The sequence below is a fragment of the Halobacteria archaeon AArc-dxtr1 genome (assembly GCA_025517425.1).
Classification (GTDB): Archaea; Halobacteriota; Halobacteria; order Halobacteriales; family Natrialbaceae; genus Halostagnicola.
Genome location: JAOPJY010000002.1, coordinates 239,816 through 255,214 on the forward strand (window position 1 = coordinate 239,816; position 15,399 = coordinate 255,214).

11 protein-coding genes are annotated in these 15,399 nt (G+C 65.0%); 4 read left to right on the forward strand and 7 right to left on the reverse strand.

Features of this window, described 5'->3' with window-relative positions:
- Positions 1 to 297 precede the first annotated feature (297 nt).
- Entirely contained in the window at positions 298 to 3,498 is a 3,201-nt protein-coding gene (carB, locus tag OB905_10140; protein MCU4926340.1) for a carbamoyl-phosphate synthase large subunit, read from the reverse strand.
- 174 nt (positions 3,499 to 3,672) lie between these two features.
- Here carB and OB905_10145 point away from each other — a divergent pair, with 174 nt between their 5' ends.
- Positions 3,673 to 6,318, forward strand: a complete 2,646-nt coding sequence (locus tag OB905_10145) for a PAS domain S-box protein (GenBank protein MCU4926341.1) — start codon at positions 3,673 to 3,675, stop codon at positions 6,316 to 6,318.
- A 27-nt stretch (positions 6,319 to 6,345) separates the two neighbouring features.
- Here OB905_10145 and OB905_10150 read toward each other — a convergent pair whose 3' ends face one another.
- The 6 genes from OB905_10150 to OB905_10175 all read right to left on the reverse strand — a co-directional run bounded on the left by OB905_10150 (position 6,346) and on the right by OB905_10175 (position 12,245).
- Positions 6,346 to 6,876: a DUF5815 family protein gene (locus OB905_10150; protein MCU4926342.1), complete on the reverse strand. Its 531-nt coding sequence runs from the start codon at positions 6,874 to 6,876 to the stop codon at positions 6,346 to 6,348.
- A gap of 64 nt (positions 6,877 to 6,940) precedes the next feature.
- Positions 6,941 to 8,497, reverse strand: coding sequence for a HAMP domain-containing histidine kinase (locus OB905_10155; protein MCU4926343.1), 1,557 nt, complete (start codon positions 8,495 to 8,497; stop codon positions 6,941 to 6,943).
- 83 nt (positions 8,498 to 8,580) lie between these two features.
- Entirely contained in the window at positions 8,581 to 9,447 is an 867-nt protein-coding gene (locus OB905_10160) for an ABC transporter permease (GenBank protein MCU4926344.1), read from the reverse strand.
- On the reverse strand, positions 9,444 to 10,361 hold the full coding sequence (locus tag OB905_10165) for an ABC transporter ATP-binding protein (GenBank protein MCU4926345.1): 918 nt from the start codon (positions 10,359 to 10,361) through the stop codon (positions 9,444 to 9,446). The genes OB905_10160 and OB905_10165 overlap by 4 nt, the downstream gene beginning before the upstream one ends.
- Before the next feature lie 147 nt (positions 10,362 to 10,508).
- Complete coding sequence (locus OB905_10170) at positions 10,509 to 10,919, reverse strand: hypothetical protein (protein ID MCU4926346.1); 411 nt, start codon at positions 10,917 to 10,919, stop codon at positions 10,509 to 10,511.
- A gap of 87 nt (positions 10,920 to 11,006) precedes the next feature.
- Positions 11,007 to 12,245 carry an FAD-dependent oxidoreductase gene (locus tag OB905_10175; protein ID MCU4926347.1) on the reverse strand — a complete coding sequence of 413 codons (1,239 nt, stop codon included), beginning with the start codon at positions 12,243 to 12,245 and terminating at the stop codon, positions 11,007 to 11,009.
- Between the two features lie 120 nt (positions 12,246 to 12,365).
- Here OB905_10175 and OB905_10180 point away from each other — a divergent pair, with 120 nt between their 5' ends.
- The 3 genes from OB905_10180 (at position 12,366) to OB905_10190 (ending at position 15,362) form a co-directional block, all read left to right on the forward strand.
- Positions 12,366 to 12,965, forward strand: a complete 600-nt coding sequence (locus OB905_10180) for a DUF6149 family protein (protein MCU4926348.1) — start codon at positions 12,366 to 12,368, stop codon at positions 12,963 to 12,965.
- A gap of 78 nt (positions 12,966 to 13,043) precedes the next feature.
- Entirely contained in the window at positions 13,044 to 14,348 is a 1,305-nt protein-coding gene (locus OB905_10185; protein MCU4926349.1) for an MFS transporter, read from the forward strand.
- Positions 14,349 to 14,480: 132 nt separating this feature from the next.
- On the forward strand, positions 14,481 to 15,362 hold the full coding sequence (locus OB905_10190) for a homoserine kinase (protein ID MCU4926350.1): 882 nt from the start codon (positions 14,481 to 14,483) through the stop codon (positions 15,360 to 15,362).
- Positions 15,363 to 15,399 lie beyond the last annotated feature (37 nt).

Here is a 15,399-nt window from a genome sequence, read left to right on the forward strand (position 1 = left end):
TTCGCTGCTCTTGATGAGGTCCGTATAAGTTTTCTGTGTGCTACCCTGTTTCCCCCCTTCTCGCCGTCCAGGTATCGGATATGGCTCCGTTCGAACGGTAACGGAGTGGAGGCTCATCAGTTCTCAAAACCACAGTATCGCGACAGATACTGCGACCACCACACCAGTACGAACGGTGCTCAGGACTGAGAGAGCGTCCAGCGTTCAACAAGCATCATCACTGAACGCGTAGATGGCACCGAGCCGACTCGAAAAAGAACCCAGATCGAAGTGGATGATTCACCGAGGGCGCCGACCTCAGTCGCTACGGCCCCACTCGGCGACGCGCTTCGGACGGTCCGAGATCGGCTCGACTGCAACGTCGTCGTCGGCTGCGGCCAGCCCCTCCACGTACGCCTCGGCACTGGCGACGGTCGAAAGGTACGGCACTTCCTCCTCGACGGCCATCTCTAACGTGTCGCGGTCGCGGCTAACGACGAAGTCGACCTCGCCCTCGCGGATCGCCGCGGGAACGTCGTCGAACTCGGCGACGTCGAAGTACTCCTCGAAGCCGTCGACCTCGAGGTCGACGATCGCAGTTCCCTCGCTGACCGCGTTGGAGGCGGCCTGCTGGGCCTTCCAGTAGGCAGTGGCGAAGTCGGGCGCCGAGCCCATGACCTCGCCCGTGGACTTCATCTCCGGGCCGAGGCGCGGATCCGAACCCGGCAGGCGGTCGAAGGGCAGGACGACCTCCTTGATCGAGGTGTGCTCGGGGATCTGCTCTTTCGCGTCCAGGCTGGCGAGTGTCTCGCCGGCCATCACCTGTGCCGCGAGCTTCGCGATCGGGACGCCCGTCGCCTTCGAGACGTACGGGACGGTACGCGAAGAGCGCGGGTTTGCCTCAAGCACGTACACCTCGGTCTCCTCGTCGGGATCGTCGACCCCAGTAACCGCGAGCTGGACGTTCATCAGCCCCATCGTCTTCAACGCCTCGGCGATGTCCTCGGTGACTTCGCGGACGCGATCGAGGGTGTCCTCGTCGAGCGAGCGCGGTGGGATCATACACGCCGAATCGCCGGAGTGGACGCCCGCGCTCTCGACGTGTTCCATGATGCCGCCGATCAGCACGTTTCGGCCGTCGGCGACCGCGTCGACGTCGAGTTCGACGGCGTCGGCGAGGAACTCGTCGATCAAGATTGGCTTATCCTGGCCGACGCGGACGGCTTCCTCGATGTACTCTTCGAGTTCGTCGTCGTCGTGGACGACCTGCATCGCGCGCCCGCCGAGGACGTAGGAGGGACGCACGAGGACGGGGTAGCCGATCTCGTGGGCCAGATCGAGGGCTTCCTCCTTCGAGGTCGCCGTGCCGCCCTCGGGCTGGGCGATTCCCATCTCGTCCATGAGGGCGTTGAAACGATCGCGGTCCTCGGCTAAGTCCATCGCCTCGACGGAGGTGCCCATGACCTCGCAGTCGAGCCCGCGGCGGTCGATCTCGGCCTGCAGGGGCTCGCCGATGTTGACGGAGGTCTGGCCGCCGAACTGGATCATGACGCCGTCGGCATCGGCCGCCTCGGCGACGTCGGCCACTTCCTCGGCGGTGACCGGCTCGAAGAACAGTCCGTCGGAGGTGTCGTAGTCCGTCGAGACCGTCTCGGGGTTGTTGTTCACGACGTGGGCGTCGATGCCCAGATCGCGCAGCGCGTGGACTGCGTGGACCGAACAGTAGTCGAACTCGACGCCCTGTCCGATGCGGATCGGACCGCCACCGACGACGATCACGCTCTCGACGTCACGGGAGACCTCGAGTTCGCCCGCGGCGGCGTCGCCAACGAGGGGCCCCTTGTCGAACTCGGACTTGCGTGCGGAGTAGTAGTACGGCGTCTCGGCCTTGAACTCGCCGGCGCAGGTGTCGACCTGTTTGTAGGTGCGCCCGGGGACGGCTTCCTCGACGGTGCCGACCGTCTCGCCCGTGGTCGTGGCGATGGAGGCGTTCGTGTGGCCGGCGATCGCGGCCTCGGTGAAGTCGCCGTCCTGCGCGGCGCGCATCGACTCGGCGATGTTCGCGTAGCGCTCGGTGTACCACTCGAAGATGCCCGTCAGGGAAACGATCTCCTCGACGGTGTAGCCGCGTTCGAAGGCCTCGAACATCGCGTACGGACGGTCCGGGGAGGGACGCTCGAGATACTGCTCTTCGAGTTCCTCGTCAGTCACCTCGGCCCAGTCGACGTCGGGTTCGTACTCCGACGATCGGAGCGCCTTCAACAGGCTCTCCTCGAAGGTGCGACCGATTGCCATCGCCTCGCCCGTCGACTTCATCGCCGTCGTCAGCTCGAAGTCGACGTCGTCGAACTTGTCCTTGGGCCAGCGTGGAACCTTCGTCACCACGTAGTCGATCGCGGGCTCGAATGCAGCGGTCGTCTCGCCCGTAATCTCGTTTTGGATCTCGTGGAGGCGTTTGCCCAGTGCGACCTTCGCGGTGACGCGGGCGATGGGGTAGCCGGTCGCCTTGGAGGCGAGGGCAGACGAGCGGGAGACACGCGGGTTGACCTCCACTACTCTGTATTCGCCGCCGGGGGTGCCGTCGTCGCGCCAGGCGAACTGGATGTTACAGCCGCCCTGGATACCGAGTTCGCGGATGACGTCGAGTGCGGCAGTGCGCATCTCCTGGTGGCCCTCGTCGGGGACGATCTGGGATGGGGTGACGACCGTCGACTCCCCGGTGTGGATGCCCATCGGGTCGATGTTCTCCATGTTGCAGATGATGATGCAGGAGTCGTCGGCGTCGCGCATGACCTCGTACTCGTACTCGACCCAGCCGGCGATCGATTCGGTGATCAGCACCTCGCTGTTCCGGGAGAGGCGAAGTCCCTTGCGAACGCGACGAAGGAGTTCGTCCATCTCGTGGACGACGCCCGAACCCGAGCCCCCGAGCGTGTACGTCGTGCGCGCGATGACCGGCAATCCGCCGACCTCGTCGACGGCAGCTTGGACGCGCTCTGTGAGATCGTCTTCGGTCAGCTCCGAGACGTCCTCGTCCTCGTCGAGTGAGATCGTCGTCGACTTGGGAACGGGCTGGCCGATCTTCTCCATGCGCTGGCGGAAGAGATCGCGGTCCTCGGTCGCGTAGATCGTATCCAGGGGCGTCCCCATGATCTCGACGTCGTACTCCTCCAAGACGCCCTCCTCGGCGAGTTCGGCGGTGACGTTCAGCCCCGTCTGTCCCCCAAGGCCGGCGATGACGCCGTCGGGCTGTTCCTTGCGGATGATCTCGGCGATGGCGTCGGTCGTGATCGGCTCGATGTAGACCTTGTCTGCCATGTCGGGGTCGGTCATGATCGTCGCGGGGTTCGAGTTGACGAGGACGACGCGAGCGCCTTCCTCCTGGAGCGCGCGGCAGGCCTGTGCGCCGGAGTAGTCGAACTCGGCTGCCTGTCCGATCTGGATCGGGCCGCTCCCGATCAGCAGGATGGTGCGCCCGTCACCTGCGGCGTCGTCGCTGCCCTGGATGTCCGTACTCATTGGTCTTGTTCGTCCGAAGTTCGTACATCGTAATAAGCGCCACGAAACGATACGAATCTCGGAACCGAATTTCGAAATTCGAAATGGCGGGCTGGAGCGAAACGCTGGGGAACGCTCGACCGGAGATGCTGGATCGTGCAGAGGGTTTATCGGCCGTAGTGGCCACTAACAGGTATGAGCGATCGGCCCACGACTTCCGACGGGTCGTCCGGGACGGACGCTTCGGCGGCGTCAGATCGCAGTCGCGCGCTGGCCGAGTTAGTCGAGGGAAGTCTCTGTGAACTGGACGCGTCCGGTCGGTTCGTCGCCGTCGACGAGCAGTTGCTCACGCAGACGGGCTACGCCCGCGAGGACCTCCTCGGCGAGCGCCTGTCGGCTGTGTCGACCAACGCCAGTCAGATCGAGCACGCACTCCAGAGCGAAAAGCGGGTCGAGACGGGCGAACAGCCCACGTTCGAGATCTCCCTCGAGACCGCAGACGGGGGCCGCGTTCCGTGCGAGGTTCGACTGTCCCACCTCGCGTCCGGCGGTGCGATCGCCGTCGTTCGAGAGATCGACGATCGTACCGCAATCGGACCCAGCCGCGAGTCGCTCTCGGCGGCGATCAACGAGGCGGACGTCGGCGTATTCGTACTCGACGACGAATTCAACGTTGCCTGGGCCAACGAGGCGATCGAGCGGTACTTCGGCGTCGACCGAACCGAGATCGTCGGACGGGACAAGCGCACCCTCATTTCCGAGCAGATCCGCGATCGGTTCGCCGATCCCGACCGGTTCGTAGACAACGTGTTCTCGACGTACGACGATAACACGTACGTCGAACAGTTCGAGTGTCGCGTGGTCGGAGCGGACGACCGCGAGGAACACTGGCTCGAACACCGGAGCAAGCCGATCGACACCGGGCGCTACGCTGGGGGCCGGATCGAGCTCTACTACGATATCACCGAGCGAAAGAAGACCGAGCGAGCCAGAGCAGAGAGCGAGCGGCGGTTTCGGTCCCTTCTCGACGCAATCGGGGAGTACGCGATCGTGATGCTCGACCGGGAGGGAACCGTCGTGAGCTGGAACGAAGGGGCGGCGCGGATCAACGGCTACGACACCGAGGAGATCCTCGGAGCGCCCGTTTCGACGTTCTACACCGACGACGACCGAGAAGCCGGAGTTCCGGAGAGTCACCTCGCACAAGCGAGAGAGACCGGCTCCATCGAAACCGAAAGCTGGCGCGTCCGCGCAGACGGCTCGACGTTCTGGGCGAACGTAACGATCACGGCGATTCGCGACGACGGCGAGCTCCAGGGGTACGCGACGGTTACACGCGATATGACTGAGCGACGGGAGCGAGAGCGGCAACTGAAACACGAGCGAGATCTGACCGAGCGACTCCTGGAGACGGCACCGGTCGGCATCGCGGTCGTCGATCCGGACGGGACGACCGACCGAGTCAACGAGCGGATGGTGGAGCTACTGGGCGATCGCACCCCGGACGCACAGACGACTGCCACGAACACCGGAGCGGCGTTCGACGGAGCTGATGACGTGCTTCCGATCGAGGACTGGCCCGCGGAACAGGTGTTCGAAAACGGTGTGTCGCTACACGACCACGAGATGCTGGCAGCGGGAGCGGCTGGGGCCAAACGGTGGCTGTCGATAAACGCTGTGCCGATCGACGACGACGAGCAGAATCCGACCCAGGCCGTCGTCACTGCAACCGATATCACCGATCTGAAAGCGCTTGCAGACCGGCGTAAACGAGCACTCAGAGAGCGAGAGAAGGAGTTTACCGCCGTTCAGATGGCGACGAACCTGCTCGAGAACGGCGACCGACCGGTCGACGACCTCTTGACTGAGTTCGCCAGACGGCTCGCCCAGTCGTTTCAGTACGCAGATCACACCGGCGTGCGGATCGCCGTCGACGACCACGAGGTGACGATCGGCGGGTACGAGGCGATCGATCGCCACATCACAGCCCGCACCACAACGAGCAACGGAACGCCGATCGCGGTTGCAGCCGTCGTCCACGAGAGTCCCCTGACGTCGGGAGAAGAGCCATTTCTCGACGAGGAACAGGAGCTGGTCGAGACGTTTGCGAGGCTCGTGAAATTTCACTTCGAGCAGCGAGAGTACATCGAACAGTTAAGGGAGGAGACGAAACGCCTCGAACAGTTCGCCTACGCCGCCTCCCACGACCTCCAGGAGCCCCTGCGGATGATCTCGAGTTATCTCCAGCTCATCGAGACGCGCTACGCCGAGACGCTCGACGACGAGGGCCGTGAGTTTCTCGAGTTCGCGGTCGACGGCGCCGAGCGCATGCGGGCAATGGTCGACGGACTCCTCCAGTACTCCCGGATCGAAACGCAGGGTTCGCCGCTCGAACCGATCGACCTGAACGCCGTCCTCGACGATGTTCGGTCGGATCTCGAGGTGAAAATTGCGGAGAGTGGCGCCGAGGTGACCGCAGATTCCCTCCCAACTGTCGCGGGCGACGCCAGCCAGCTCCGGCAAGTGTTCCAAAATCTCCTCGAGAACGCGATCGAGTACAGCACCGACGAGCCACGAATTCACATCTCGGCCGAGCGCGATGACGAACGGTGGATGCTCTCGGTCAGTGACGACGGAATCGGCATCGCCCCCGACGACGTAGAACGGATCTTCGAGGTGTTCGAGCGCCTGCATACCCGCGAGGAGTACTCCGGGACGGGGATCGGGCTCGCACTCTGCCAGCGGATCGTCGAGCGCCACGGCGGCGAGATCTGGATCGACTCAGAACCCGGCGAGGGGACGACGGTCTCGTTTACCCTCCCACCAGCCGGGGATACCTAACGGTACCGAGCGCGAGAACCGACCCGCTCAGAGCGCCCGGTCGTGCTCGCTCTCGAAGTCCCGGGCCTGTCGGTACTCCTCGACGAACGCCGAGACGTCGAACTCGAGCATGTGGGATTCGAACTCCGAAAGTGCATCGTCGTCGTCGGCGTGACTCATCGCGTGTTCCATGAGTTCCACGACGAGTTCCACGACGATTTCGTGGAGCCGTCGCGCCTCGAAGTCTGTGACCCAGAGCAGCGTGTAGCCGACGCTCCCGTCGTCGGCGGCGTCGTAGACGGCGACGGCCTCCGGAAACTCCTCCATAGCGACCCCCATCAGGTGTGGGGTGCCGAAGGCGTCGAACTCGTCGTCAGTCTCGATCGTCTCCCGTAAGACGTCGACGAACGACTCGGGGAAAAAGCGCGACGGCGGGTGGACGTCGGTGACGACGGCGTGCGTCTGGCCACAGGAACAGCGGTACTCGCGCATCCCGAGGTCGACGTCGTGTGGATCGATCGTCGTACCGCAGGGAAGGTCCAGCTCGTCTCGATCGCCGGGGACGCGGGGCGCTGCCATCGCCAGACGATCCGCACGCTGTGACAATAAGGGCGGCGCCTCAGCGAGGGTGGCGTGTTGGATCTTAGTGTTCGACGTCGACCTCGAACCGGGCGCCGCCGTCACGTCCAGCCGTTACCTCGACCGTCCAGCCGTGGGCGTCGACGACGCGCTCGACGATAGAGAGCCCGAGACCGGTGCCACCGCCGCTCGTATACCCCTCTTCGAAGACGGTTATCCGGTCGGACTCGGAAATTCCCGGACCGTCGTCTTCGACGGCGAAGCCGCAGTCGGTTTCGACCACGGCGACTGTCACCGCGTCACCAGCGTGTTCGGCGGCGTTTCTGTAGAGGTTCTCGAACACCTGCTGCAGCCGCCCGCGGTCGCCCTCGACGGTCAGATCGACATTGGTTTCGAGTGTTGCGTTGCCCGTATCGACGCCATCCCAGGTTGCCCGAGCCAGCTCGCCGACCGAAACCGGCTCACACCCACCCAAATCCGTCCCGGCTTCGGCGAGCGTCAGCAGGTCGTCGAGCATCCAGCGGATGCGATCCGTCGCCGACTCGACGTTCGCGAGGTGCTCGAGATCTCCAGTCTGCCGGGCGAGTTCCGTGTAGCCTTCGATGATGTTCAGCGGGTTCGTGATATCGTGACGGAGAACCGACGTGAACCGTTCTAATCGCTCGTTTTGGCGCTCGAGTTCCCTGCGTCGGGCCTCTCGCCGCAGCGTGTGGCCGACGAGTTCGCCGACGGTCCGTACCTCGCGTCTGACCAGCGTCGGCCAGCCCCGGTCGGATCGGCGGTAGACGGCGATGACGTGTTCTAGCTGCCAGTCGATGACGACCGGGGCGGCGAAAAACGCGCCGATATCGTGTGCCTCGAGAGACTCAGACGCGACGTGGCTCTCTCCGTCGGTGCGGGCGTCCGAGAGGGGCGAGCCCCGGTCGCTGCCGGAGTCGTTACAGTCGGGGACGGCATAGTTCTCGAACGAGGAGAGCGTCTCGAACCCCGGGAAATCGTCGGTGTCGATCGCGTCGTCGAACGCTGCCGTCTCCGCTGCGGCCCAGCCGTGCGTCGGGACCAGCGTCTCGTCGTCGACCCGGTAGAGCTGACACGCCTCGGCGTCCAGTTCGGTCGCGATCACGCGAAGCCCCCACCGAATCTTGGTGTCGATCTCGTCGGGTGCGGCGCTCATGAGCGAGCCGGCGACATCGAGAACAGTGTCGGCGATATCGTCGATCGCGGACTCGTAGGCGGTATCGAGGGCGTAAGAAAGGGTCTCGAGGGCGCGTGCGTCCGGCCGCTCGGATCGGAAGACAACGTCGTGGACATCCGCCCGGATTGCGCCAACAAACGTCTCCGGGTCCCGCGAAGCGGTGAACAGGACGACCGGGGTCTCAGATCCCAGTTCCGCCGCGAGATCTCCGTCGACGACCGGTTCGAGCGCTGTCGAAACGACACAGTTGACGGGCTGATGGGAGACTGTCCCGTCCGGCGGGATCGCACGCACCGAGTACGGCGGCGAGATGGACGCCGCGACGGATTCGCGGCGATCGGAGTTCGGGTCGACGTAGAGGACGGTGAAGTGCGATCGATCGCCACGCGTAACAGAACTCGCCTGCTGATCCGGATAGGTGGTCATTGAAACCGCTCAGGTACGCTCTGGGGTTTAGAGAGCACGCTAATAAATCCGTTGTGAGTGACTAGTTCGAAATCGGACAGGGGCTACAGATCAGTGCCGTTGAATCGGTAGTAACCGACCGCAAGTGAGGCAAGTAGCCACAGCGCCAGGACGAGGATGCCGACTTCGGGGTTCGTGTAGAACGGTTCGGCCTCGCCAGCCGTTACCTCGACGCCGGCGCCACCGGGGTCGGCAGCTGCGGTATCCGCGAGGTCCGGCAGCAGGGCGACAATCGTCGAGAAGTACGCTGACGACGGCGAAATCTGGGTTACGAGGAACACCCAGTCCGGGATCTGCGTTGGAAACGAAAACCCCTCCACGACGTAAAGGACGCCCATCGGGACCACGTCCCAGACGAGCTCGAAGACGACGAAAAAGCCAAGCGCCAGCGTCGTGGCTCGTGACGTCGACCCAGTTGTCGCGGAGATGCCGACGACGATAGCCGTGTAGACAGCAGCGAACGAGAGGGTCGCAAGCACGAAGACCAGTACCGCGAGGACGTCGACCTCGCCGAGCATGGCAGCGCCGAACCCGAGGCCGACGACGAGGCCACTGCCGAGTCCGAACGCGAGGACACCAGCCCTTCCGAGCACTTTGCCGAGGAAGACCTGCCCGCGCGTGGTCGGCAACGAGAGCAAGAGTTTGATGCTTCCGAGTTCCCGCTCACCGGCGAGTGACTTATAACAGACGACGATCGCCGCAACCGGAACGAACAGGCTGGTGAGCGCGACGGTAAAGAAGATCAGTCCGCCAAAGGTCGCCCCCGCCGGCGAGCCGAGCATCTCCGGAACTTCGACATAGGCATACGTCGAAATGAGCGATAAGACGACGAAAACAGCGACCAGTGCCCACAGTGCCCGCGACTGGACGGCATCTCGGAAGTCTTTCTTCGCGACGGTGAGCCACGTCATCTCCGGACCTCCTGGGCCTCGTTGGTGTAGCGAACGAACAGATCACCGAGAGAGGATTCGACGACGGAGAAGTCCTGGACCGAAGAGACGTCGTCGATAGCGTCTAACACGGCAAACTTCGAGACCCCGTCGACTGTGACCCGGAACCGGCCGTCATCAATCGAGGCGGTGCCAACACCGTTGACACTCCTGACCCGTTCGAGGACAGCTGCGTCGACGCGCTCGGTGGAAACGTACAACGTCTCCCCGGTTTCGGTCGCGTCGCGGAGGCCGTCGATCGTGTCGGTGGCGACGAGCCGTCCGCGATTGATAATCGCCACGCGGTCACAGACAGCTTCAACTTGCTCCATGATGTGGCTCGAGAAGAAGACGGTGGTCCCGCGGGCGTTCTCCTCGCGGATGATCTCGCGCATCTCGCGAGCACCGTTCGGATCGAGACCCGTCGAGGGCTCGTCTAAGACGAGCAGGTCGGGGTCGCCGACGAGTGCCATCGCGAGAACCAGCCGTTGGGCCATCCCTTTCGAGTAGCCACCGGCTTTTCGGTCGGCAGCGTCCGCGATCCGGACGCGTTCGAGCAGCGCCCCGGCATCGTCGTCGGCGCCTTTCATCTCGATCGCGAACTCGACGTGTTGACGGCCGGTGAGTCGATCGTAGACGTGGTAGGCGTCTGGAAGTACACCGGTACGACTGCGGACGGTCTCGCCCTCAGTCTGGGCGTCGTAACCCAGGACGGTGGCGGTGCCTGCGGTTGGGCGCGTAAAATCCAGTAAGATGTCGATCGTCGTGGACTTGCCGGCGCCGTTGGGGCCCAAAAAGCCGAAAATTTCGCCCTCCTCGACAGAGAGACTGAGATCGTCGACCGCGACGACATCGCCGAACCGTTTGGTCAGACCGTCGAGTTCAATCGCAGGCACAGTCAACCCTCCGTGACGAGACGACTAGGTGCTGGACGTCGAACAGCAGGTGCATGACCGCTCATGCTCGGGAGATTAAATAAATCCCGCGTACACGCATTCAGTGAGGCGAGCAACGGTTCGCTGGGCCAGTCGTCGCGGACCAGATCAGGGCCAGTCGTCGCGGGCCGGTTCGGGCTCGGGTTCGTCGGACGTGGCATCAGAAGCGAGGGTCCAGTCGGCGGCCTCGGCGGCGTCGTCGACGTGGAGGAACTCCCAGCCGAGATCGTCGGCCATCGCCTCGTCCTCGTCGGTGGTGCCGATGAAGACGTACCGCTCCGTGTCGAACTGATCTTTGACGCCGACGAGGCTCTCCTCGACACCCCGGGGACCGGAGAAGAAGTCCTGGCGGACCCGGTTCTTTCGCGTGAAGTTCGTCACGACGTAGGTGGGCTTCTCGGAGACGACCCCGACGTACGTCGTCCAGCTTCGCGCGTCCTCGAAGACGTGCTCGGGGGACGTCACCGCCTTCAGCGCCTCGAGTTCGAACGCCAGAGTCATGTCGCTACCGCCGTTCATACCCGGAAAAAGACGGGCGCGACGCAAAACGGCTTCGATACCGGGAATGAATCCGGGCCGTCGTCGGCAACGGCCGCGGCGACCGTGTTACTGCTCTTGAAGCGGCGCCAGATCGTCGGCGTCGACACGCTTCTCTAAAAGGACCTCGGCCTGATCGGCAACCGGACGCTGCTCACGCATCAGCTGCTTGAGCGTGCTCTGGGCGGAGAGGTCGCCGATGAGGACGCCACCGACGACCTTGCCGTCTTTGAACGCGATGCGTCGCCACTCGGTGTCGCTGTACTTGCGCTCGGCGTGCTCGTCGCCGAGCGTGGGGTGGCCAAAGGAGAGAAACGGGAAATCGAAGTGGGTGATCGAGTACGAGGAGACCCACTCGAAGGCCTCGTCCTCGTCGTCGGCGGCCATGTTGACGGCGGCGACCCGACCCTGCTCTTTCGCCGAGCCCCAGGAGCCGTTCTGGGCCTGCTCGCCGAGCAACACGTCGTAGAAGCGGGTGATGTCGCCGGCCGCGTAGACGTCCTCGAGGTTGGTCTGCATGAACTCGTCGACGACGATACCGCTTTCCTGTTCGATACCGGTCCCGTGGAGGAACTCGGTGTTGAACGTGAGGCCGATGGCGACGCCGGCGAAGTCACAGGGGTAGCGCTCGCCGTTGGGGTCGACCGCGGCCGTGACCGCGCCGTCGTCGTCGACTTCGAACTCGGAAACGCCGCTGTCGAAGACCGGCTCAACGCCGACGTCGCGCATTCCCTCGTGCATGATCTCGGCGCCGTCAGCAGAGAGCGCGTAGCGCCACCAGCGGTCACCGCGCATCAGGTACTTACCGGAAACGCCCTGAGAACCGCAGACAGCCGCAAAGTCGATACCGAGAAGCCCGGCGCCGACGATAGCCGCCTCCTCGGCGGCCTCGGCGCTCTCGCGGATCCTGCGAGCATCCTGGAAGGTCCAGAAGTGGTGGACGCCCTCGGCGTCGCTGTTGGGGACAGGCAGCTGCGTCGGCGTCCCGCCGGTCGCGACCAGCAGCTTGTCATAGGAGATGTCCTCGCCGTCGTGGATTCGCAGCTGCTTCGCGTCAGGGTCGACGGTCGCCACGTGGGTGTTGAGTTGGAGGTCGATATCTCGTTCGTCGTACCACTCCTCGTCGTGGATCGAAATCGGCGCTTCGGGGAGCTTCCCCTTCGCGTGTTCTTTGATCAGGATGCGGTTATAGAGTGGCTCCCCTTCATCGGTGATAACGGTGATCGTCGCCTCCGGATCCTCTTCCCGGAGCGTTTCGGCCGCGGAACTCCCCGCGATACCGTCACCGATGATCACGTAGTCGGTCATATACGGCAAGGTTTGTAACGAGGGGTAAAGTGGGTTGCTATCCCGTTCAGCGTTCCGTGTGTGAACCTACACTTTGCGACGGTCGAACCCCTCATTACCCTCGCGTTCATACCTGCAAGTATGAAGATTAGACAGAACGCGCGCCACGTCGCTTCACGGAAGGCTCTCGAGACACCAGGGATCCGCTCGGTCGCGAAACGCGGGCTCGTCCGCTTACACACCCGTATCTTCAGCGGGAAGGCCGATCCCGAGCGGGTCGACGAGCGAACCGATCGCCTCGACGCGCTCTTCGGGGCGACTGTCGACACCTACCTCGCGGCGTTGCAGGCCGGCTACTCCGAGGCCGAAGCGCGAGAGATTACCCACATCCAGGCCAACTTCGACTTCTACAACCACGGCTGGACCGAGATGATGGAGATTCCGGTCGACGAACTCGAGGCCCACTACGACCGCCACGCCGACTTCTTCGATACCTGGGGGATCACGATCGCCGATCCGTTAGGCGAGTTCGAGCCAGCTGGCGGCCTTCCGGCCGCTCCCTCGACGCCCGAGCGCCTCGAGGATCCGGACCACCCCCACGCCGAGGGCGGGTTCGCCGACGACGTCTACGTCGAAGGGCCCGACGGCGAGCTGGTCGTGGGTGGGGACGCAGACGTGGGTGAGGCCGATATCTCCGAGGCGGTCGGCGTCGACGGAGCCGACGCAGACGACGAGCGCTGAGGGCACCGTGACGCAGCCGATTTTCGCGCGCTTCCAAGCGGCTAAGTAGCCGCGGCGACGCCGTTTCGACACCACGCCATGGCCCTGACCGCGAACGACCGATCGATCGCCGGCTTCACGATGGCTGGCCACGCGCTGGTCCACTGGTTCGAGACGTCGATCCCGATCCTGCTGGTCGTCTGGATCGCGCAGTTCGACGTCAGCGTCGCCGTCCTCGGGCTCGTCGTCGCACTCGGCTACGCCCCGTTCGGCCTCGGCGCGCTTCCCGGCGGGATCCTCGCAGACCGGTACGGAACGAAGCGACTCGTCTGCTGGAGTCTCGTCGGAATGAGTGTCGCGTTTCTCGCGCTCGCAGGCGCGGCCGTCGCCGACTCTATCTGGGCGATCGCCGTCGGTCTCGTCCTGTGGGGCGTCGCGGCCAGCGTCTACCACCCCGCGGGACTGTCGCTGATCAGCACCGGGGTGGAGGATCGAGGGACGGTCTTCGCCTGGCACGGCATCGCGGGCAACGCCGGCATCGCGCTGGGGCCGTTTGCCGCCGCGACGCTGCTGATCGTCGTCGGCTGGGACGCCTGGTACTACGTCCCGGCGCTGCTCGCGATACCCGGATTTCTCGCCGCGGCCTACGGCTTCGGCGCCGAGTTCGACCCGACCGCGGCCGTCGCGGACGGTGCGCTCGCGGCTGGCGAGGACGGAGCCGACGACCGGTTCTCGCTGCCCGACTTTCTGGCGGACTCCCGGACCCTGTTCGCGAGCGCGTTCGCGATCGTCTTCGTGATCGTCACCTTCGAGGGGTTGTACTACCGCGGGATGCTGACCTACCTCCCCGAGGTACTCCACAACGCGCCCGCGATCGCAGACCTCGAGTTCGCACCCGAACTCGAGCGATACGAGATCGACGTCGAGTTCTACCTCTACGTCGGGCTGCTGGTCGCCGGGATGGGTGGCCAGTACGTCGGCGGCAAGCTCACCAACCGCGTCTCCCCTGCCGCCGGGATGGGAGCGCTGTTCGTCGTCTTGGCTACACTGGCGCTCGCGTTCGTCCCGGCGACGGCGGCCGGGGCGGCGGGCCTGTGGCCACTCGTCGCCCTCTGTGTCGTCTTCGGGATCTGCCTGTTCGCGATCCAGCCGTTCTACCAGGAGGCCGTCGCCGTCTACACGCCTCCCGAGTCCCGGGGGCTCTCCTACGGTTACACCTACCTCGGCGAGTTCGGCCTCGGCTCGGCGAGTATCGCGCTCGGCGGCCTGGCACTCGGCGTCTCACAGGCCTGGTTCTTCGGCCTGCTGGCGGCGTTCGCGGCGGTCGGGGCCGCGCTCGCGGTCGGGCTGTACTCCGGAGTCGACCGCCGCCGGGGCGGCATCGGATCGACCGCCGACGACTGAGCAGCCGCGACTACCGATCGCCACTGGCATCGAACCGGGGGTACGCTGACAACGCGAGTGCGATCGAACCGGCGGGAATCGACGCCGGGTCGGTCCGCTACCTTTTTGCCCGCAGTCTGGAAAGCACACGACATGCTAACCGTGCGGGCGCCGGCGACCAGCGCGAACCTCGGCAGCGGCTTCGACGTCTTCGGCGTCGCCCTGGGCTCGCCCGCCGACGTGATCCGGGTCGAACGCGCCTCCGAGACCGAGATCACGGTCACCGGCGCCGGCAGCGAGTTCATCCCGGAAGATCCCGACTCCAACACCGTCGGCGCCGTCGCGAAGGCACTCGACGCGCCGGCTCGTATCCGGATCGACAAGGGCGTCCGCCCCTCCTCCGGGCTGGGCTCCTCGGCTGCCAGCGCGGCCGCCGCGGCCGTCGCACTGAACGAACTCTACGACCGCGGGCTCTCCCGCGAGGAACTGGTTCCGATCGCCGCCGAGGGCGAGGCACTCGTCTCCGGGACTGCTCACGCGGACAACGTCGCTCCCTCCCTGCTTGGCGGCTTTACGATCGTCACCGACGACGGCGTCACGCAGGTCGAGACCGACGTCCCGCTGGTGGCCTGCCTGCCCGAAACGGCCGTCTCGACGCGCGATGCGCGCGGTGTCGTCCCCGAGAACGCGGCGCTTACCGACATCGTCTCGACGGTCGGCAACGCGGCGACGCTCGCGGTCGGAATGACCAGAGACGACCCGACGCTCGTCGGCCAAGGAATGGACGACGGGATCGTCACACCTGAGCGCGCGGCGCTCATCGACGGCTACGCAGCGGTCCGGGAGGCCGCCCTCAAGGCGGGCGCCACCGGCGTCACCGTCAGCGGCGCCGGCCCCGGCGTGCTGGCGGCCTGCCAGCGAGGCGATCGACGCCAGGTCGCCGCCGCGATGATCGGTGCGTTCGACGCCGCAGGTATCGAGAGTCGAGCCTACCAGACCGCCGTGGGCGACGGAGCGACGCTGTACCGGGAGTAGCGCCGGGCACTCGGGGAGCAAAAGAGACGAGATCGAT